Source organism: Thalassotalea sp. PP2-459 (genome assembly GCF_001913705.1).
GTDB lineage: Bacteria > Pseudomonadota > Gammaproteobacteria > Enterobacterales > Alteromonadaceae > Thalassotalea_C > Thalassotalea_C hakodatensis.
The window spans coordinates 34,982-57,038 of record NZ_MKQD01000025.1; the positions used below are offsets into that span (position 1 = coordinate 34,982).

At 38.3% G+C, this 22,057-nt stretch carries 18 protein-coding genes; 9 read left to right on the plus strand and 9 right to left on the minus strand.

Annotated elements, in window-relative coordinates:
• Positions 1-78: 78 nt before the first annotated feature.
• Together BI291_RS18295 and tcdA are read left to right on the plus strand one after the other, a co-directional pair.
• A complete protein-coding gene (locus tag BI291_RS18295) occupies positions 79-345 on the plus strand; it encodes a hypothetical protein (RefSeq protein ID WP_139302557.1) in 267 nt (88 codons plus the stop codon).
• Positions 346-416: 71 nt separating this feature from the next.
• On the plus strand, positions 417-1,214 hold the full coding sequence (tcdA, locus tag BI291_RS04695) for a tRNA cyclic N6-threonylcarbamoyladenosine(37) synthase TcdA (RefSeq protein ID WP_074496598.1): 798 nt from the start codon (positions 417-419) through the stop codon (positions 1,212-1,214).
• Here the strand turns inward: tcdA and BI291_RS04700 are convergent.
• The 4 genes from BI291_RS04700 to pnp form a co-directional block, all read right to left on the minus strand.
• Positions 1,211-2,854: a SufS family cysteine desulfurase gene (locus BI291_RS04700; protein WP_254849519.1), complete on the minus strand. Its 1,644-nt coding sequence runs from the start codon at positions 2,852-2,854 to the stop codon at positions 1,211-1,213. The genes tcdA and BI291_RS04700 overlap by 4 nt on opposite strands.
• 378 nt (positions 2,855-3,232) lie before the next feature.
• Positions 3,233-4,597 carry a hypothetical protein gene (locus tag BI291_RS04710; RefSeq protein WP_074496601.1) on the minus strand — a complete coding sequence of 455 codons (1,365 nt, stop codon included), beginning with the start codon at positions 4,595-4,597 and terminating at the stop codon, positions 3,233-3,235.
• 9 nt (positions 4,598-4,606) lie between these two features.
• Positions 4,607-5,500, minus strand: a complete 894-nt coding sequence (gene nlpI / locus BI291_RS04715) for a lipoprotein NlpI (RefSeq protein WP_074496602.1) — start codon at positions 5,498-5,500, stop codon at positions 4,607-4,609.
• 125 nt (positions 5,501-5,625) lie between these two features.
• Positions 5,626-7,755 carry a polyribonucleotide nucleotidyltransferase gene (pnp, locus tag BI291_RS04720; RefSeq protein ID WP_074496603.1) on the minus strand — a complete coding sequence of 710 codons (2,130 nt, stop codon included), beginning with the start codon at positions 7,753-7,755 and terminating at the stop codon, positions 5,626-5,628.
• Positions 7,756-8,161: 406 nt separating this feature from the next.
• On the opposite strand from pnp, the gene BI291_RS04725 reads away from it, so the two are divergent.
• Positions 8,162-9,175, plus strand: coding sequence for a metalloprotease (locus BI291_RS04725; protein WP_074496604.1), 1,014 nt, complete (start codon positions 8,162-8,164; stop codon positions 9,173-9,175).
• 97 nt (positions 9,176-9,272) lie between these two features.
• Here the strand turns inward: BI291_RS04725 and yegD are convergent, their stop codons facing one another.
• On the minus strand, positions 9,273-10,631 hold the full coding sequence (gene yegD, locus BI291_RS04730) for a molecular chaperone (RefSeq protein ID WP_139302558.1): 1,359 nt from the start codon (positions 10,629-10,631) through the stop codon (positions 9,273-9,275).
• Positions 10,632-10,790: 159 nt separating this feature from the next.
• Here yegD and BI291_RS04735 point away from each other — a divergent pair, with 159 nt between their 5' ends.
• Complete coding sequence (locus BI291_RS04735) at positions 10,791-11,540, plus strand: type 1 glutamine amidotransferase domain-containing protein (RefSeq protein ID WP_074496605.1); 750 nt, start codon at positions 10,791-10,793, stop codon at positions 11,538-11,540.
• 50 nt (positions 11,541-11,590) lie between these two features.
• On the opposite strand, the gene BI291_RS04740 is transcribed toward BI291_RS04735, so the two are convergent.
• Positions 11,591-13,240: an electron transfer flavoprotein-ubiquinone oxidoreductase gene (locus BI291_RS04740; protein WP_074496606.1), complete on the minus strand. Its 1,650-nt coding sequence runs from the start codon at positions 13,238-13,240 to the stop codon at positions 11,591-11,593.
• A 283-nt stretch (positions 13,241-13,523) separates the two neighbouring features.
• Here BI291_RS04740 and BI291_RS04745 point away from each other — a divergent pair, with 283 nt between their 5' ends.
• The 4 genes from BI291_RS04745 to BI291_RS04760 all read left to right on the plus strand — a co-directional run bounded on the left by BI291_RS04745 (position 13,524) and on the right by BI291_RS04760 (position 16,444).
• The gene (locus BI291_RS04745; RefSeq protein ID WP_074496607.1) at positions 13,524-14,276 is read left to right on the plus strand and encodes an electron transfer flavoprotein subunit beta/FixA family protein; all 753 of its coding nucleotides are present in this window, start codon (positions 13,524-13,526) and stop codon (positions 14,274-14,276) included.
• Complete coding sequence (locus BI291_RS04750) at positions 14,273-15,199, plus strand: electron transfer flavoprotein subunit alpha/FixB family protein (protein ID WP_074496608.1); 927 nt, start codon at positions 14,273-14,275, stop codon at positions 15,197-15,199. Before BI291_RS04745 ends, BI291_RS04750 begins: the two co-directional genes overlap by 4 nt.
• 99 nt (positions 15,200-15,298) lie before the next feature.
• Entirely contained in the window at positions 15,299-15,628 is a 330-nt protein-coding gene (locus tag BI291_RS04755) for a translation initiation factor (RefSeq protein ID WP_074496621.1), read from the plus strand.
• An 18-nt stretch (positions 15,629-15,646) separates the two neighbouring features.
• Positions 15,647-16,444, plus strand: coding sequence for a response regulator (locus tag BI291_RS04760; RefSeq protein WP_074496609.1), 798 nt, complete (start codon positions 15,647-15,649; stop codon positions 16,442-16,444).
• 184 nt (positions 16,445-16,628) lie between these two features.
• Here the strand turns inward: BI291_RS04760 and BI291_RS04765 are convergent, their stop codons facing one another.
• A complete protein-coding gene (locus BI291_RS04765) occupies positions 16,629-18,146 on the minus strand; it encodes a sigma 54-interacting transcriptional regulator (RefSeq protein WP_074496610.1) in 1,518 nt (505 codons plus the stop codon).
• A gap of 248 nt (positions 18,147-18,394) precedes the next feature.
• Between BI291_RS04765 and megL the strand changes: the two genes are divergently transcribed.
• Positions 18,395-19,600 carry a methionine gamma-lyase gene (gene megL, locus BI291_RS04770; RefSeq protein WP_074496611.1) on the plus strand — a complete coding sequence of 402 codons (1,206 nt, stop codon included), beginning with the start codon at positions 18,395-18,397 and terminating at the stop codon, positions 19,598-19,600.
• An 84-nt stretch (positions 19,601-19,684) separates the two neighbouring features.
• On the opposite strand, the gene BI291_RS04775 is transcribed toward megL, so the two are convergent.
• A complete protein-coding gene (locus BI291_RS04775; RefSeq protein WP_175573074.1) occupies positions 19,685-20,512 on the minus strand; it encodes an endonuclease/exonuclease/phosphatase family protein in 828 nt (275 codons plus the stop codon).
• Between the two features lie 134 nt (positions 20,513-20,646).
• Complete coding sequence (locus BI291_RS04780; RefSeq protein ID WP_083601902.1) at positions 20,647-22,002, minus strand: DUF3472 domain-containing protein; 1,356 nt, start codon at positions 22,000-22,002, stop codon at positions 20,647-20,649.
• Positions 22,003-22,057 lie beyond the last annotated feature (55 nt).

The following is a 22,057-nucleotide window of genomic DNA, read 5'->3' on the forward strand; positions in this document are numbered from 1 at the left end:
ATATGTCAAATATGACACTTGTTGAATAATTGCGCAAGCAATAAACTTTCTTTCGTGAGCCTTCAGGAGGAAATTCACATGATAAAAACGATACGCTTCATTCAAACAGTACACACGTTATTTATGTTGGTTATTTTTATGACTTTCTCAGTAATTCCATTTTTTTATCCGTTATCAGCATTTGGTGCTTTTGTTGTTTTACCGTTAATACTGTTAATGACCATAACTTTTGGTGTGATAATAGATAACAAATTGAATAGACTGTTAAATAACATTAATACTATTTCAGGAACGATTAGAGCACATGTAAAAGACTGTCCGTATTTAAAAGGAATATGTTGCTAATAAAATACAGTTTTGCCTAATAGAAGTACTGACTATATAATGCGCCAACTTTTTAGTTTAGTTGTCGTGTTATGTCAGATTATCAAACAAGATTTGGCGGTATCGAACGTTTATACGGACAAGTAGGTACTGCTGCTATTCAAAATTCACACATTTGTGTTGTAGGCATCGGTGGTGTTGGCTCTTGGGTGGCTGAATCGCTGGCTCGAACTGGTGTAAGCACCCTCACCTTAATTGATTTAGATGACATTTGCACGACGAATACTAACAGGCAAATACATGCCCTTACTGCTACTGTCGGTCAAAGTAAAGTTGATGTGATGGCTGAACGCATCTCACTTATTAACCCTGATTGCATTGTTCATTGTATTGAAGATTTTGTTACGAAAGAAAATTTAGCCGATTTAATGGATAAAGGTTATGACTATGTCATTGATGCTATTGATTCTGTACAAATCAAAACAGCAATGATAGCTCACTGTAAGCGAAATAAAATAAATTTAGTCACTGTGGGGGGCGCTGGTGGGCAAACCGATCCAAGTAAAATTGCTATCTCAGATCTCGCGCATACTTATCAAGATCCCTTATTATCAAAAGTAAGAAATCAACTCCGTCGGGAGTTTAACTTTAGCCGTAATACTAAAAGAAAATTCGGTGTTGATGCCGTTTTTTCAACTGAGCAATTAAACTACCCTGATGGCTCAGGTGAAGTATGTCAGGCTAAACAGTCTAACGACGGTGCAATGCGCCTTGATTGCAGTGGTGGCTTTGGTGCAGCTACCCATGTAACTGCAAGCTTCGCCTTTTTTGCTGTGGGTAAAGCATTAGATAAAATCACTAAAAAAGCACGATTAAAAAATGAACGTTAAGTATCAGAATAAGCAATAACACGCTTTATTTTATTTACAATCGCTAACAGCCCATTACCGCGGGATGGGCTTAAATGTTGAAGTAGCCCTAGTGAATCAAAATACTTATTAAAATCAAACGATTTAACGTACTGTACTGGCTTATTGTTTACCGCTTTTTGCACAATAACTAATAATCCTTTGATAATTTTAGCTTGTGAAAATGCCTGAATGACCACTTCATTTTTGTCATTCACATAAACATACAGCCATGCATCACTTTCACAGCCATCAACGAGTGTTTCATCGGTTTTCAATGCATCGGGCATTGCAGTCAACGTTTTACCAAGCAACATAATTTGGCGGTGCTTAGCATCCCAAGACTTTGCCTGTGCAAATAAAGGCATAATATCGTCAGGAAGCACTACTGTTTTACGCGTGACATTTGATCTCTCATTTTCAGTGAGAAAGCTTTTTAGCAAGGTTATTAATTTATCAACTTCTTCTTTTGTATTATAAAGTGCTAACGATACTCTAATACAACCTTGCACAGCGAAGTATTCCATTAAAGGCATCGCACAATGATGCCCTCCTCTTACTGCTACGCCCTTACTATCCAGATAACTAGCAACGTCTTGTGGGTGGACTGATTCGATATTAAACGAAAATATGCCAATGTCTGGTTGTTCAGCAACTAACAAGGTTAAAGGCTTTAAAGCTAATAATTGCTGATAAGTATATTGAGTAAGCGCCTTTTCTTTATCTCTTGCTTTTGGGTTCAGTTTTAGAAAATTAATTGCCGCATTAAAACCAATAACTCCCGCTATGTTCGGAGTACCCGTTTCAAATTTATAAGGTAGGGTATTAAAAGTGGTGCCTGAGGTAAAACTTACCTTTTTTATCATTTCTCCGCCAGTTTTATAAGGCGGCATAGCATTGAGGAGTTCTGCTTTTCCATAAAGGCAACCTACACCAGTAGGACCATACATTTTGTGTGCAGAAAAAACCATAAAGTCACAATCGAGTTGTTGAACATTAATTGGAAGGTGAGCAATGGATTGTGCAGCATCAAGCAATACTTTCGCCCCAACCTTTTTCGCTTTAGCAATAACGCTTTCAACCGGGTTTATCTTGCCGATCACATTTGAAATGTGATTAATTGATACCAATTTTGTTTTTTCAGATAATAAACTTTCGAATGAGCGTAGATCAATTATGCCTGTTTCGGTCAGCTCAATGACGCGTAACTTTATGCCTATTTCTTTTTCAAGTTGTTGCCAAGGTACAATATTAGCGTGATGCTCTGCCTGACTAACAATTATTTCATCACCCACTGTTAATTGAGATCTTCCCCAAGAATAGGCAACAAGATTGATGGCTTCTGTGGTACCACTAGTCCAAATTATTTCGTGTGAATGTTTTGCATTAATTAACTGCTGAACAGCAATTCGAGTGTCTTCAAATTGCGTTGTTGCCTTACTCGCTAAAGAATGTGCTGAACGATGAACATTAGCATTACTTTGTTGATAATAGGTTTGTATTGCTTCAACTACACTTTTGGGTTTTTGTGTAGTCGCTGCATTATCGAAATAAATAATTTCATTTCCGTTGATTTCTTGATTCAACAAAGGGAAAGTTCGGCGTAATTGAGTAAGTTCCACAGACGTCATTAAACAATAAAAAAAGCATCATAAATTTGCAACGAGTATACCCCATCCTTAATACAAATTTTTAATAATATTTTCCTGTTAGTTACTTTTTCGTCTTATGTAAAAAGTGAAATATTGACTATAACTTAATTAGGTAAATTGCTAGGTGTATCTCATGGCTTTATTTTCGTGGTTCAATGCAAAAAATCAATCGTTATTACCCCAAACACAACAATTCACACAGAGACATGCAAAGAATATAACAACTAATATTAACTGGCCAACAACGCACATACCGATAAACAAGAAAACAGATATCAATAAAAAAATATCATTAAGAGAGGCTAACATCTCTAGACAACCAATTATAAATCAGTAGCTTAACCTTTGTTAATGTAAACGTTGTGCATTAACTCGGTGATCAGGCATCAAAAATCGTTTTGGCTGCTGTTTAAGTATTTGCCAATATAATGTTGGCACTTTTAATTCAAAATATTCTAGTTTTGTTTTTGATTGTATTGGTTTAAATGCTTGTAGCTTAATAGCGGTTTTGTTACCTGTGCGATTCCCATGGCAAGTTCTGCTATGGTATAAACCGACAAGGTTATTTTGCATTTCAGAAGTACCTACTTGCCAGCCATTTTCAACCGCAGTTAAAATTGGTGTAGTAGGTAAAATATGATCACGCCATGGCAGTTGTTCTAACACTTTCGTTCTCAATTTTTTTCGATCTCCATATAACACCTCGTTTTCCAATACCACGACGTTATGTGCAAATGGTTTAGTTTGCGCAGTTGAACATCGTTGATGGTTCAGTGGTAGTGGATACTCATCAATAAAGCCGAAAGAGTGCATCAATTCATGCACTAATACATCAATTGTATCGTGCCGATCAATATAAATAATGCCATGATCAACGTTAGCCCCTCCTTCTGGGGACATGATCAATAAATAGTCTACATGCGTTAATGGATATGATTGCCAAATATTCACATTACACTGAATACGTTCAGCGTTTTGATGAAAGCATGCTAAGGCTTTTAACGGATGATACAACGGCTTTTCGAAACAAATAAAGTCGTTTATTGGGAAGGCTGACAATTCGCTTATACGATGCTGTAATAAAATTAAGTCGTTGAGCTTTGTCGCTATGGGTTGAATATTTATGACACATTGGCGATTCAAAGGTTGTAGCTGTTCGAAAATTGAAAAGTTAGAGAGTGTAACAAGTAATGGAGCACGTTTATCAATATTGGCCAGTATATTTTTTCGCTCTTTAAATTGAAGTTCATCACCCAACATTAGCGCGGTTTCTATTGATAGTTCGAGTACGTCTCGGTGTTGCATAGATGAAGAAAGTAAACGATCTGCTTTCACGACTTGTTTTTCAGCAATATAATATTTAGCTAAGCGCAATATTGCTTTTTCAACACCTTTGTTCGCTGATTTTTTTAACCAAAATAGCGCCTGGTTATCGCGACCTAAATGCCGATAATACTCAGAAACTTCATAACTTACTTCAGGTATATCAACCGATAGTTTAATACTGGCACGAAGCCACTTTTCACTATCGACTTTGTGATTTCTTCTTAAAAAATGATAATAAGCAGGTAATTCTTTGTACGCCCCATAAGTTTGCAACCATGAAGGGGCGATATCACGTTCTAAAGCAACATTAGTAATCGCAGGTAATAGCAACGGTATGACTAAAAGTATAACAGCGCATACCGATATGATCAGGTTTTTCAACCTCATAGCTTTTGCTTAAGAGTCAGGAAATTGTATTTTTGGACTTTTTAGTAAATCGAGTTCTAGCTGTGCATAGCGATGTTCAACAAACTCATAAACATTGGTACTCAATGCAAGTTTATAAAAATTAGCTGCTGCTCTTTTGTTTCCCTTGAGAAGGTTTAACTTTCCAAGATAAAAATATGCCTCACATAATCGTTCACTAAATTGCTTGTTCGAATGTATATCTTCAGTGACGGTATCAATAAAATGACTTTGACTAATATTACCCGCATATAAATTGACAATTGATTTTGCCCAACTGCTGTCGCTAATATTTTTAGCGCGAGATTTAAGGTTAACTAAAGCTTCATCAGCATTTACTCTTTGTTCGCCTATATATAACCATAACAGTCTGTATGGATCATTTTCACTTTGTTGATAGAATTCACGTAGATCATTAACAGCTAATGAAGCACGATCACCATAATAAAGGGCGATACCTCGGTTTAAATATGCATACTGGTGATCAGGTGCAAGTTCTAGAGTAGCGTCAAACGATTCATAAGCTTGTTCGTATTCTTGCATTTGCGTGTAATGAATACCTAAAAAATTATAAGCCTCAACCAAATCAGGTTTTAAGCGTAGTGCACGATTAAAATCTAGCCTTGCTAACGAACGCAAACCAACACTGTCATAAATGACACCACGGTCATAAAAAAGCTGAGCGCGTTGCTCATCAGTAATTTCAGCGCGATGAATGACATCACTCATTCTGGCAATTGCTACTTCACTTTTATAATTTACCGGTAAAGGCTCAGCAATAACGAGTTGATCAATATAAGTATTTGATGTGGAAGAAGTAGCAGCGCAGCCTTGTAAAATAGCGACAAGCCCTAACACAAGCGAGGAAGATAATAATACTTTCACGAATAATTCAGCCTTTATAATATGTCTGTTTGATTATACTCATGCTATTAATGAATGCGAGTAGTTATCTACATCCATGAGACAAAAAAAGGAGCCCAAGGCTCCTTTTTTAACACGATTTAACGTTATTCAGCAGCTGAATCGTCAGATGACTCTTCAGGTTGTGCTGGTTTTTCAATGCATTCTTTCATGCTTAAACGTACGCGACCTTGACGATCGACTTCGAGTACTTTAACCGTCACTTCTTCACCTTCGTTCAATACGTCTGTCACTGCATTTACACGCTCATGAGCAATTTGTGAAATGTGCACTAAACCATCTTTACCAGGAAGAACGTTAACAAACGCACCAAAGTCTACGATACGTACAACTTTACCTGTGTAAACCGAACCTACTTCAATTTCAGCCGTTAATGCTTCAATACGCGCAATCGCATCTTTTGCTTGTTCGCCGTCAGTTGCAGCAATTTTTACTGTACCATCGTCTTCAATTTCAATCGTTGTACCCGTTTCTTCGGTAAGTTGGCGAATTGTTGCACCACCTTTACCAATAACGTCACGAATTTTGTCAGCGTTGATTTTCATTGTATGAATTCGTGGAGCAAATTCAGAGATATCGTCACGGGCACCGTTAATTGCATCATCCATTACAGAAAGAATATGCGTACGCGCACCTTTTGCTTGGTTTAATGCAATTTGCATGATTTCTTGCGTGATACCTTCAATTTTGATATCCATTTGTAACGCAGTAATACCTTCAGTAGTACCAGCTACTTTGAAATCCATATCACCTAAGTGATCTTCGTCGCCTAAAATATCAGAAAGCACAACAAAGTCATCGCCTTCTTTCACGAGACCCATCGCGATACCCGCAACAGAGGCTTTAATTGGCACACCAGCATCCATTAACGCAAGCGAAGTACCACAAACAGAAGCCATTGAAGATGAACCATTTGATTCAGTAATTTCAGATACTACACGTACAGAATACGGGAAGTCATCAACTGAAGGCATAACCGCTAACATACCACGTTTAGCTAAACGACCATGGCCAATTTCACGACGTTTTGGTGAACCAACAAAACCCGTTTCACCTACACAGTATGGAGGGAAGTTATAATGCAACATAAAGTTGTCAGTTTTCTCACCCATAATAGTATCAATACGTTGTGCATCACGCTGCGTACCTAAAGTAGCTGTTACTAAGGCTTGTGTTTCACCACGCGTAAATACAGATGAACCATGAGTTCTTGGTAATACACCCGTCATTACGTCTAATGCACGGATCATTTCTGGATCACGACCATCAATACGAGGAGAACCTTGTGTAATACGACCACGCACGATTGTTTTTTCTAAATCATGGAATAAATCTTTTGCTTCTTGAACATTCAATTCAGCATCAGCTTCTTCTAATTGTGCTAGAACGGCATTACGAATTTCAGCAACTTTTTCATAACGTGCTGCTTTTTCGGTAATTTGATATGCATCATTCACTTGCTCGGTTGCAAGTTCAGCGATTTTGGTTGCTAAATCAACGTTTTTCGCTGGCGCAGACCACTCCCATGAAGGTGTTGCAACTTCTGCAGCAAATTCATTAATCGCCGTAATTGCCGTTTGCATTTGCTCATGGCCGTATACAACGGCACCTAACATAACTTCTTCAGATAAAACGTCTGCTTCAGACTCAACCATTAATACCGCTGACTCAGTACCAGAAACCACTAAATCTAATTGAGAAGACTCAAGTTCAGATTGAAGCGGGTTAAGGAGATATTTTCCATCAGAGTAACCAACACGTGCTGCACCAACTGGGCCATTAAATGGTGCACCAGAAATAGCTAAGGCAGCAGAAGTACCTAATAGTGAAATAATATCAGGTGAAATTTCAGGGTTTGCTGAAACAACCGTGATAATAACCTGAACTTCGTTTGTAAATCCTTCAGGAAATAACGGACGAATTGGGCGGTCAATTAAGCGTGCAATTAATGTTTCTTCTTCTGAAGGACGGCCTTCACGTTTAAAAAAGCCACCTGGAATTTTACCTGCAGCGTAAGTACGCTCTTGGTAATTAACCGTTAGTGGGAAGAAGTCTTGGCCTTCAACTGCATCTTTTTTTGCGACTACAGAAACTAATACTGATGTATCGTCCATGCTTGCCATGACAGCTGCAGTTGCTTGACGTGCTATCGCACCTGTTTCCAATGTGACCGTATGTTGGCCAAATTGGAATGATTTTGTTACTGGATTGAACATTAACTTTTACCTTTCATTCAAAATTTCTTTTTATCCAATCTGTACAATTATTTGTTCACTTAGTTACCATGAAAAACTGATGGCCAATAAACAAATAATTATACAGTTTGGAGCTTTATCGTTGCTGACTTATTTCAGCACGGGATATTATACTGAGTGAGTTACGTATTGCTAGGTCAATTAACGATTTTATTGCTTAAAATAATCACAGATTAGCTAGATTTCCTAGTATTTGATGAAATATTTTACCATTGACAGAATGTCATAAGTTTAAAGGCTCGTATGGATTAAAGTGTTTACTTAGTCTTGGCAAAGTTCAATTTGTCATTATTTAACTGTAAAAACTAAGCACAACTTTTTATACTCTGCTCCCTCTATATATTAAAGGCACGAAATTTATCTAATCATGAATAAACTCGCATTCACCTATGCCGATGCCCAATTTACCGTCTTTGTTAATGACTCAGAAATAGTTCAAGTGTTTTGCGACCAACAAGCGATACAATTAACCACGGTAAATAACTTCATTAATAGCTGTCAAATTAACGGAGCAATGCTTCAATTTGATACCGAACAATTATCAGCAGGCCGTATTGGAATTGCCACTACTGATGCCCCTTTTGATTATCTTGATGTGCCCACAACAAATACAGAGAATAAAACAGGTTGGCTAGGTTTAGCTGCATTGGGGCTTAAAGTTTTTAAAAGTGCAAAGGTCATCAAAGCGGCGCTAGCCGGCGCTTCTGTTGCGGGGTACGCATGGTTATTCTCTTTTGAGTTTGCCATGATGTTAATTGTTTGTTTAGTCATTCATGAATATGGCCATGTTCGTGCCATGCAATATTTTGGTATTAAAACAAAGGGCATCTATTTAATTCCCTTTGTCGGTGGCCTGGCTGTCAGCGATGAAAAAATTACCACTCGCTGGCAAGACGTGGTCATTTCTTTGATGGGTCCAGCCTATGGTTTGATCACCTCAATTTTAGGTGTCGTGTTATATTATGCAACCGACTTGGAAATTTTTGCCGGTGTTGCCGTAATAAGTGCATTACTGAATTTATTTAACTTATTACCAATTTTACCGCTTGATGGAGGTCACGTATTAAAAAGTATCAGTTTTTCCATGCGCTCTTGGATAGGTTTACTTGCATGTTTAGCCGGTGTAACGCTTGGATTATGGATTAGCTATACCTTTGGCTTGATGCTTTTAGTCTTTTTTATCTTTATTGGCAGTATAGAAATAATCTTCGAATGGAGAAGCAGAAAACAATCTCATTTGTTACCGTTAGATAGGTACGGTCAGATATTTTCAGCAATAATGTATGTTGCCGTTGTTGCCGGGCATGTAGCAGTAATGATGCATTTTGCCGATGCCGATAATGTTATTCTTAGTTTACCCATGAAAATATTATCTAGCTAATTACAACTGTAAAATAGCAAAGCCTGAATAATTCAGGCTTTTCAATTATCGCTCTAGAGAACAACTACTGGCATAAATGTTAATAAACTAAAGCTAATTATTTAAATATTCGTTCTGCCCAGCGTGTTAAACCAGCTGTAACACTGCCAAAATGATCACCAATTACAAGCTCTACCCCTGGAAATTGTTGCTCTATATACTGGCTGATTACCGTTGATTTAGCGGTACCTCCAGTAACAAATACAACATCAGGCTGGCACCCTGCCTGTTTTACACAATCTTGCATAAGTCTTCCAATAGCCTGTAATTCTTTTTCACACGCTTGCTGGAACCCCTCAATCGACAACGTTTGCATTAATGCATGTTCAATATAGCTTAAATCAACGGTATTACTGGGTTCAGTTGATAAGGAGATTTTGGCATTTTCAGCGCTATTGACCAATTGATAACTTAACTTTTCTCGGTACAGTTTTATTAAACGACTAACCAGCTCAGGATGCTCTGCATCACGTTGTAACATGTCTAAATGCCGGCCATTGGCTGCACTATAAAACGCGGTTTGCTCATTAATGTTATTTATCGCAACCGCTTGCCAATAGCTATTAGTAGGCATAGGTTTGCCAGACTTTAATTGGCTAGTCGCCCCTAAATTGGGCATTAAACCGCGAAACGCTAATTGAATATCAAAATCATTACCACCAATACGTTCGCCTGAGTGCGCAAGCAGCTGTTTACTTCGATCATTACTATGAATATAAGCAGGCCCCATTAAAATCATTGAACAATCTGTCGTACCACCACCAATATCAACAACCAACACACGTTTATCTGTTGAAAGCGACGCTTCATATTCAAAGCCTGCAGCAACGGGTTCATACTGAAACTCAATCGAAGAAAAACCCACCCGTTTCGCGGCATTTGTTAAAATAGCAATCGCTTGTTGGTTGCTTTCCTCACCTTTTAACCCCTGAAAGTTAATTGGACGGCCAATAACGGTCTGATTAACCTCTCGCCCTAAAGAGCTTTCTACTTGCTGCTTTACATGCGACATCATTGCGGCAACAATATCTTCAAATAAATCTATTTGTGGTTGCTTTAAACCACTTGCCCCTAAAAATGATTTCGGAGATTTAATATAGTAGCCTTCTTCTGGCTCTTCCAAGTAATTTGCTAAAGCTTGTTGACCGAACGATAACTCGCTTGATAGCCCATCTAACGCTAATTCTCGTAGTGCTTTTTGCCCTTTTTGCAACGGTATAATACGCAACGTTTTAAACGCTTGTTGTTCACTAGGCGTTAACTGAGCATAAAGCCAACTAACAATAATATCTCTATCTGGTGAATAAAGTGTTGAAGGCATTAACGTGCCATGCGCGGGTAAGTTTACAATTTTGGGTTGGCCATGTTCCATTACGCCTACAGCACAGTTTGATGTACCATAATCAAAACCAATCATAATATCCCCCATCGCAATAAAAAGCCGCGTAGCTTAAGGGGCCAGTAACAATAGTGCAAGTAAAAATACTAAAACTTAACAAAATCAACCTATGTAAATGAGCTGCGCGCTCAAGACACCTACACTACCTTCACTTTCTCCATTTAAAAGGTATATCCGATGTTTTACAAAGTCATTTTAAGTATTTTAGTGATGATATTGTTCGCAAATCAGGCATTAGCAAACGATACAAAAAAAGTGCTAATTGTTTTAACAAGCCACGATCAACTTGGGAGTACAGGCAAAAAAACAGGCTTTTGGTTACCTGAACTTACGCATCCTTACTACCGTTTAACGCAAGCTAATATTGACGTTGATATTGCCAGCATCAAAGGAGGGTTAGCCCCCATAGATGCGAAAGCCTTTACAGAAGCTGATGATAACCATCAACGATTTCTCAATGATACCGACCTACTAACAAAGGTGCTAAATACCATACCTATAGATAAGGTGGTTGCTAACGAATATGACGCCGTTATCTACAGTGGTGGCTCTGGGCCAATGTGGGATTTTCCAAATAACCCTGACATCGAGCGAATATCGACCACAATTTATCAAAACAATGGTATTGTTGCCGCAGTTTGCCATGGTGTTGCTGCGTTAACTAGTATCACATTACCAAATGGTGATTTACTGATTAAAGGTAAAAGAGTCACAGGCTTTAGTAATATCGAAGAGCAAGAATTAGGCACTGAAAATATTGTGCCTTTTCTTTTACAAAGTAAGTTAATAGATCAAGGTGCAACATTCATAGAAGGAAAGCCTTGGCAAAGTAATGTAATTATTGATGGGCAGTTAATAACCGGTCAAAACCCTGCATCAGCAACGCCATTAGCTGACGCGCTAATCAATCAATTACGGAAAAATTAATCAATATAAGTTTAACTAAAAGAAAGCCGGCTTATGCCGGCTCAAATCGTTTACATGTTGGGGTAATTTGGCCCCCCAGCCCCTTCTGGCGTTACCCAAGTAATATTCTGGCTTGGGTCCTTAATGTCACACGTTTTACAGTGAACACAGTTTTGTGCATTAATCACAAACTTATCGCCATCGTCGGTACTTTCAACTTCATATACTCCTACAGGACAATATCGCTGAGCAGGTTCTGCATACTTAGGTAAATTGACTGAGAGAGGAATGCTGCTATCAGCTAATTTTAGATGGCATGGCTGTTCTTCTTCATGGTTCGTATTCGATAAAAATACTGAAGATAACTTATCAAAACTTAATGTATTGTCCGGTTTAGGGTACTGAATTACCGCACACTCTGCCGCCGTTTTAAGCTGTGCATGATCTAATGATTCATCTTTAAAGTTAACCGGTAACTTACCACCAAAAAAGTTTTGATCAATGGTGTTAAATGCACCACCCCAAAAGGTACCAAATTTATGCATTGCAGGGCCAAAGTTACGTGTATTGTATAGCTCATCATAAAGCCATGATTGCTTAAACTTATCAGTGAAACCAGTGAGGTCTTTGCCACCTTCATCACCCGAAGCAAGTGCTTGAAATACAGTTTCAGCGGCAAGCATACCCGACTTCATCGCCGTATGATTGCCTTTAATTTTAGCAAAATTAATGGTGCCAGCATCACAACCTACCAACAGTGCACCTGGCATTGTCATTTTTGGTAATGAATTAAATCCACCTTTTGCTAACGCTCTTGCACCATAAGAAACCCGCTTACCGCCTGTTAAATATTGTGCAATTTTAGGATGATGTTTATATCGTTGAAATTCGTCAAATGGACTTAAATGCGGGTTGCTATAATTGAGATCAATGATCATACCAACAAACACTTGATTGTTTTCTGCATGATACAAATAGCCACCACCACCGGTATCTTTATCTAATGGCCAACCGGCAGTATGCACCACTAAACCTTCTTGATGTTTATCAGGATCAATATCCCAGATTTCTTTAAAACCAATACCATAGTGTTGAGGCGATTTATCAGCATCTAAGGCAAATTTACCAATAAGTTCTTTACCTAGATGACCACGACAACCCTCAGCAAACACAGTATATTTAGCACGAAGTTCCATACCAGGCACAAATGAATCTTTCTGATTACCTTCAGTATCAAGCCCCATATCACCGGTTAATATGCCAGCAACACTGCCATCTTCGTGATAAATAACCTCTTGTGCCGGAAAGCCTGGAAAAATTTCAACGCCTAAACTTTCTGCTTGTTCAGCTAACCAGCGGCACATGTTACCCATGCTCGCAATATAGTTACCATTATTGTGCATTGTTTTGGGTACACCAAAACCGGGGAGTTTAATCGCGCTTTCATCCCCGTTTAATAAATAAATATCATCGCCAGTTACTTTGGTATTTAGTGGCGCGCCTTTTTCTTGCCAATCAGGAAAAAGTTCATTTAAGGCTCTTGGCTCAAATACCGCACCAGATAAAATATGTGCCCCAACCTCTGACCCCTTTTCAACAACACAAACCATTAGCTCTTGTTCTTTTTCTTGAGCTAACTGCATTAGCTTACATGCAGTAGATAAACCAGAAGGACCAGCCCCCACGATCACTACGTCAAATTCCATTGATTCGCGTTCCATAATTCCCCCCGAAATGATAACCACACTGAAATTCAAACACCCGTTTGATTTTCAAACACCTGTTTGATAACATCATACCTATAGAATTTTCGCCAGTAAATACTATGATGTAAAAGACTGTTTATTGGTATAAAACAAAAAACGTTCAATCGCACAAATTTACGTTGACGTTCACGTAACCCTAAAGTAGCCTTTGAACAAATTCAAGTTAAGTTATTACTAGTCTAGTTCTTTTCTATAAAAACTGGGCACTAAATTACAACAAGCACAATTAGAGGCAACGATGAAAGTATTAGTTCCGATAAAACGTGTCATCGATTATAACGTTAAAGTACGTGTAAAAGCTGACAACTCAGATGTTGATCTTGCTAATGTTAAAATGGCAATCAACCCTTTCTGTGAAATTGCAGTAGAAGAAGCAGTAAGACTCAAAGAAGCAGGTACAGCAACTGAAATTATCGCGATTTCAATTGGTGATAAATCTTGTCAAGAACAGTTACGTACTGCCCTAGCTTTAGGTGCTGACCGTGCTATTCAAATAAATACAGATGAAAAGCTAGATTCATTACATGTCGCCAAGCTTTTGCAAAAAGTTGTTGAAGAAGAGCAACCACAATTGGTTATTCTTGGAAAACAATCAATCGATTCAGACAACAACCAAACAGGACAAATGCTTGCAGCATTAACTGGCCTTCCACAAGGTACTTTCGCCTCTGAAGTAAAAATAGACGGCGATAAAGTTAACGTAACACGTGAAGTAGATGGTGGTTTGCAGACAGTTGCTCTTAACCTTCCTGCTATCGTGACGACTGATTTACGTTTAAACGAGCCACGTTATGCCTCATTACCAAACATAATGAAAGCAAAACGTAAGCCATTAGATGTTAAAGAAGCATCAGAATTCGGCTTAGACTTAACACCTCGTACAACCTTAATAAAAGTAACACCGCCAGCGGAACGTCAAGCGGGTATTGTTGTTGAAACAGTAGATGAGTTAGTCGATAAATTGAAAAACGAAGCTAAGGTGATCGCATGAGCATTTTAATCTATGTAGAACACGATAATAACGAATTAAAAGCCGACACGCTTAAAACAGTATCAGCTGCTCAAGCAATTGGTGGTGATATTCATTTACTTGTTGCAGGTCATAATTGTTCAGCGGTTGCAGAGCAGGCTGCAAAAGTAAATGGTGTAACAAAAGTATTGATTGCTGACAATGCAGCTTACGAAAACCAGTTAGCAGAAAACGTAAGTTTATTAGTAACTGAACTGGCTGCCGATTATAACGTGATCATGGCAACAGCCCTAACAACAGGTAAAAACTTTATGCCACGTGTTGCGGCATTGTTAGATGTAGCACAGATTTCAGACATCATCGGTGTTGAATCTGCTGATACTTTTGTGCGTCCAATTTATGCAGGCAACGCAATAGCAACGGTACAGAGCTTAGACAGTAAGAAAGTGATCACTGTACGTGCTACAGCTTTTGATGCGGTAGCAACCGACGGTAACGCAGACGTTGTTAACCTTTCACAGGCAACTGACGCGGGTACTTCATCACACGTGAATGATGAATTTACTGAATCAGAGCGCCCTGACTTAGGCGCAGCAAACGTTGTTATTTCAGGCGGTCGCGGTATGCAAAATGGTGATAACTTCACATTATTAGAAGGTATTGCAGATAAACTAGGTGCCGCAATTGGTGCCTCTCGTGCAGCTGTTGATGCTGGCTTTGTACCTAACGATATGCAAGTAGGTCAAACAGGTAAAATTGTTGCACCGGACTTATATATCGCCGTTGGTATTTCAGGTGCCATCCAACACTTAGCTGGCATGAAAGATTCTAAAATTATCGTTGCCATTAACAAAGATGCCGAAGCGCCTATATTTCAAGTTGCAGATTACGGTATTGTTGCTGACTTATTCGACGTATTACCCGAGCTTGAAAGCAAACTATAAACCGACTTATACGGTAATAAAATAACAAAACCAGTCGAAAGACTGGTTTTTTTTATGCGTAAAGATATAATGCCGAAAACTTACGTTAGAGCTTATCATATGTCTTGGCAAGATCAGTTATCGCAACTCGTTTACTCAACTGACGAAGGTAAAATTACACCTGAAAAGGTTGAACAAGTCAGCCCATCTGATGGTACAGCTAAAGTTAGGCGAGAAACAAAAGGCAGAAAAGGTAAAGGTGTTATTGTTATTTCTGGCTTAGGGCTTGATCAAAAAGCACTAAAAAACTTAGCAAGTACGTTAAAGAAAAAAGCCGGCACAGGCGGAAGTGTTGTCGATGAAACCATCGAAATTCAAGGCGACAAAAGAGATGTGATCAAAGCTGAATTAGAAAAAGCAGGTTACAAGGTTAAATTTACCGGCGGCTAAGAGCGCTAGAGAGAAGATATGACAAATATACAACCAAGTGAACTATCTATTTTGCTCGTTGAGCCATCTGATACGCAAAGTAAAATAATCATTAATCGATTAAAACAGCAGAACATAACTGAAATTACCTTAGCAAAAACCTTTGATGATGCATTACAGCAAATAACACGTTATCACTTTGATTTAATTGCCAGTGCTATGTACTTTGATAAAGGTACAGCACTTGATTTATTAAGCCATGTAAAAACATCTGACAAGTGTCAAGACTCAGCGTTTATGTTAGTGTCAAGTGAATATAAACGTGAAAGCCTTGAAGAGTTTAAACAATCAGGTGTTGTCGCAATATTGCCAAAACCCTTTACACCTGAAAACCTACACGCAGCCATTAACAATACCATTGATTTAATTTCACCTGATGAAATGGAACTCGATTACTTCGACGTGCATGAAATTCGTGTATTACTTGTTGACGACAGCATGCTTGCTCGCAATCATATCAAACGCGTGTTGAATAATTTGGGTTTGTTAAAAGTTACAGAAGCAAAAGACGGCAGTGAAGCAATAGAAATACTAAACGAAAACATGTTCGATTTAATTGTTACTGACTTTAATATGCCTGAAGTTGACGGACGCCAGTTAACTAAATATGTACGAGAGCAAAGCCAACAATCGCATATACCTATTCTAATGGTAACCAGTGAAAGTAAAGATACTCACTTAGCAAATATTGAACAAGATGGCGTTAATGCCTTGTGCGACAAACCCTTTGAACCTAAATTTGTTAAACAAATTCTATATACCCTATTAGAGCATTAATTAGCGTCTGTTGATCTTTCGCGTTTATTTTTGCAGCAGTTTATGGGTATTTAGACAAGACATTGCGATTAATGTGTGGTTATTCCACATGAGAAAACAATAACGACGTATAAATGACAAAAAACGCTGCCCTTTGGGTTCGAACAAAATTTAATCTCAAAAGATCAACAGGCCCTAATCGGGCTTACCCTATGCGATAAGCCCTAAGCTTCATTGCTATTTTATTATGCGACACATTTAAACGTGCAGCTAGCTTTCGAGTTGTAGGGTAATGTGGGTAAAGTTGCGTTAGCAGACTTTTTTCAAACTCAGCTTGCGCAGAAGCCCAGTCTTGCACATGTAACGTTTCTAGTTGACCGTCGTTTTTTTGCTGGCCAAAAAGTACTTGTTGCACTTGTTCAGTATCTATTACATCGCCATCAGATAGTGCAACTAATCTAAAAATCGTATTTTCCAATTGCCTTATATTACCCGGCCAGTGATAACCACGAAGCAACTCAAGAGCAGCTGCAGTTATATCAACACCTTGTTGGTTAATTTGTTGAGATGCTAAAGACAAAAAGTAATTAACCAGTAATTCAATATCAGACTGCCGTTGTGCAAGTGTCGGTAATTCAACTTTTAATACATTTAGTCGATAAAATAAATCTTCTCGAAACTCCCCTTGTATAAACAATTCATCAAAGTCTTGATGGCTAGCACTAATAATTTTTACATCCGCTTTAAATTCTTTGGTGCCACCTACTTTGCGATAACGAAAGTCCTGTAAAAACCGTAAGAGTTTGGCTTGCAAATAAGGTGACATTTCAGCGATTTCATCTAAAAATAATGTGCCACCATTTGCTAACTCAAAAAGGCCTGGTTTGCCGCCTTTGTTCGCCCCTGTGAATGCCCCAGAGGTATAACCAAATAATTCACTTTCAAGCAGTTGCTCAGGAATAGCCGCACAGTTAATCGTTAAAAAAGGTTTATCTTTTCGCGGGCCTAATTGATGTAATGCTTGAGCCACCAATTCTTTACCAGTGCCTGTTTTACCTACGATTAACACTGGTAAATCTAGGGTAGCAAAACGCAAGATCTGAGACTTTACTAAGTTAATTTGTTCAGACTCTCCGATCATGGCTTGCAGCGCGTTATCTTTAGATGATTGTACTAAGGATAACTGCCGACCTACTTTTTCAACTGATTTTAAATAGATAACCGCTCCTGTGACCGTATTCGCGCTCATCACTGGGTTAATGTCTGCAATAAAAGGCTCACCAAAAAAAGTGACCGTCATACTTAATTCATGAGGTTGTATTAGTGCATCTATCGAGGCATCAATCACATCGTCAATATGGCTATGGACTAAATCCACGTTACTTTGTTTTGCAATAGTTTTTGCAGCCTGATTAGTGGCTAAAATCATACCTGTGCTACTAATATCTAAAATAGGATCCGTTATTTTTGCCAACAACGCCTGTACATGCTTTTCACGCACTTCAGACGGCATCTCATTAATTTCAATGCACTGTTTTATGCCGTCAACAGGCATTAACAAACGTTTAACCCGTGAAAGGGTCGCCTCTATAGCATCAATATGAACAAAAGTATTTTGGCTTTGTACTTCAATACTTTTTACGTTCCAGTCATGGGAAGCAAACGTGGCTAATATTTCTTGGCTAATACCTACTCTGTCTGCAGATTCAATACAAATTTTCATGTAATAATTTTGATACTTAGTAATAATTTAATGACAACATAATAGTATTTAATTTTCAAGTATTTAGTGATTAAAAGCCTTATTAATTTCATTTAAAAACCAAGCTGTAATATATACATTACAAAAATAATTACTCTACTTTTACATAAAAACATTAAACTATTGTTTTATATGTCATTTCTCGTTATGGCGTGAATATTGATACCAAATTCATTAACGAACGTATTCCGATATCACATGAGAAAACTATGATTAAAAGCAAATTTATCGAAACACAAGTTGTGCACGGCGGCAAAATAAAAGACGAACAGTTTGGCTCGTTAGCGTCTCCTTTATATCAAACATCAACCTTTACCTTCGAAAGTGCAGAACAAGGGGCACAGCGGTTTGCGGGAGAAGCTGAGGGATATATGTACACGCGTTTAGGTAACCCTACTACGCGTGAACTTGAACAACGCATGGCACAATTAGAAGGTACCGAAGATGCTGCCGCAACAGCAACAGGAATGGCTGCAGTGTCTGCGGCCTTATTAACTAATTTAACAGCGGGCGATCACTTGATTGCATCAAAAGCAATTTATGGCTGCTCATATGCCTTAATGAATCACATGTTAACGCGCTTCGGCATCGAAGTGAGTTTTGTTGATATGAGCGAAGCAGAAAATATCAACGCTGCTATTCAAGATAATACTAAAGTTATCTTCTTAGAGTCTCCTATTAATCCGAACCTACAGGTACTTGATTTAGAATCTATTTTATCGATAGCAAAAAAGCATCACTTAATTTCTATCGTTGATAACACTTTTCTAACGCCCGTACTTCAAAAACCTATTCGATTTGGAGCAGATATTATTGTACATAGCGCAACAAAGTATTTAAACGGCCATGGCGATGTAGTTGCAGGTATTATATGTGGTCGCACAGAAATGATTAACGAGATAAAGCTAACGGCACTAAAAGATATTGGCGGTACCATGGGCCCTCATGATGCATGGTTGATCATACGTGGTTTAAAAACCTTGCCTATTCGAATTGAAAGACATTGCCAAAATGCACAGTTAGTTGCTGAATTCTTAGAAAGCCACCCTGCGGTAGATACCGTATATTACCCAGGACTACCCTCGCATCAAGGCCACCAGTACATAGGTAAACAAATGAAGGCTGCTGGTGGCGTTATCGGTTTTGAGCTCAAATGTGACGTAACAGGTGGTGCCGAATTTATTAATCGTATGCAGTTATTTTCCATCGCCGTCAGTTTAGGTGATGCTGAATCTTTAATTCAACACCCAGCATCAATGACACATTCTCCTTATAGCGATGAAGAGCGTGCTAAAGCGGGTATTAGTGACGGCTTAATAAGAATCTCCGTTGGCCTAGAGAATGTGACCGACATCATTTCCGACCTTAAACAGTCGTTAGATCAGGTTAGGCTTAACACGACAAAAGTGGCTTAGACAAAACAGTATTTTTAGCAACTCACATGCAGCCATTAATGTTCAATAGATAAAGCTCGACGTTTAACGTCGAGCTTTGGTTTATCAATAAGCCGTATTAATTTGTTTTTGAGTGACAAGTATTGATGAAAGGACCGCTGCATGATCCGAAAAAATATGCTGATCAAAAACAAAGCTCTCTAATAACGAAAGAGAAGTCGTCTGGCCACTCCTAACCGCAATAAAATCAATTTCAACAACAGACTTTCCCCCCTCATTTGGGCCTAAGAACGTTGAAGTATTATTCACGATAAATGAAAATCCGGCATCTTTAAACAGTGCTATGGTACGTGAGTCAGGGTAATCATTAAAATCACCTGCTAAAACAATTGGTAACTTTATATCTAATTGCGAAAGTAATTGCGTGGCTTGTTCAAAACGCGCTCTGTCTTCTGAGGGCCAATCAAAATGTATCGGAATAAAAAGTAAAGGCTGCTTTTCAACATTAATAAGTAATTGTGGAAATACTCGAGGCTCTAAGCCATTGGGTAATGTTATCGACTTACTTTTCAAAATTGGCAATTTACTGAATGCAGCAATGCCATATTGACCTCCATCAAAAGTCATAAATGGTTGAAACAAACCATTTAATGATAACGTATTGGAAAAGTATTCGGTTTGGTTAACGCCTTTAAAACGCTTAGTTTCTTGGTCAATTTCCTGTAGTGCTAACAAGTCGACATTATGCTGTTTTATAAACGCTGCTTGTTTTGTAATACTTATTTCACCATGTAAATCAGTTCCATGCCTTACATTATAGGTCATTACTTTCAATAGCGATGATTTAAGTGGCACTGCTTTAGCGGCAGTTACAGACACCGAGCTTAAAACAGAACAAACAAAAACTACGGTTAAAAGGCAAACTTTACTCATGCCATAGCTGTTAGAATTAAATAAAATTTTGTTCATATTATGTAGACTTCAACAAAAGTTAACGCTCAAAAAAAAGCTTAGGCTAAGCAATATTACTCAACCTAAGCTAACCCAACACCAACGGGTACTAAGCACTAAGGAAGTTGTTCCAAATTTATAGGTGGTAATTGTGTACTCTTGCGAGTAAACGGTGTTTTATATGCAGTCTGTTCGGAGAAAAAACCCGTATTTTTCAAATAAAAACCGTCACCTTGAATGCCGCCTTGGTAATCAACACGCGCTTCTTTTCTTGCCGTTGCATCATAGGTAAATTTAGCGTTTAACATCGGCTCCCAAGCTTTACCGGTCGATTTAACCCACTGGTTACCATACTCAGCCATGCGTTCAAACTGCCCTGCACCTGGTATAAAGTTCTCTAAAAAAGAGTATGGTGATGCTAAATAAGTTGTCGTTTTGGGTCTTCTAAAGCTAGCAATAAGATGCCATTCTTTTATTTGAGGGTCATAAAAATAGGCAGTGAAATCTGTTTTATTTTCCTCGGGCCTTGGTTGATAACGAGTTAAAAAACCATAGGTAACCCCTGTTTTCCAAGGATATTTTACATAACTTTGACCACCAGAGCCTTCGTTACCAAACTTTCCTGTATAAACATCATCGCCTTTTTTTAACAACTTTATTTTGTATTCTTCTGGGATAGTCGTTGGATCATCTGTTTGATATGGACTCCAAATAGAAAACAAAACTCTGCGTTCAGTTTCAGAATTAACTTGTATACCGAAATAGCCACCATTAAAGCCATTTGCCATATAATAAGAACCTAGCGTGTCTTGCCCTTTAGGCACGGTGATCTCACTATAAAACCATTCATAGCTGCCGTCTTCATCTGGTAATTGATATTGCAAATGCACTGATGGCCCTCTTCGCCCCCAGTAAAAATCATCTTTGACATAATAATTACTACCGGCGGTTGCTTCACCGCCAATCAACAGTTGCGAAATAGTAGGGTAATACTCGCTAGAGGTTTCAATACCTGTAATTATAACTTTCTGGTAGCCTGGTTTTACTACCTCAAATTGTCCAATAGGAATAATCTTTTCAATGCTATTGGACAACAAAATACGTTTTTTCTGATCATTGAGCTCAACCAAAATCGTCGATGTACCAGCTAATGTTTTGGCTTTAAGCCCTAAATTAACTTTACCCACTTTACTAACATAAAAGTAAGTAGATAATTGGTGTTGCTCACTTTGCCACTGCGTTATCCCTTCTTTGGTGATCAACGTATCGGATGCTTCTATATCGTTTTCAATCCAACTATTACCGGCAATAGGCACTTCAATGGTAAGATCGTCAGTAGTTAAAACCACTGCCTGGTTTGCAGTTTTTTCAGTCTTGTTTGTGCTAGAACCACACGCACCAAGCATACCAAGACACACCATACCTACTACACAATATTTTACGTGTTGATACACCGATTTCATTTTCATCATGTTCTTTACTCTAAATAAAAAAGGAAGAAGGCTTTACTCTTCTTCCTTTTAACAC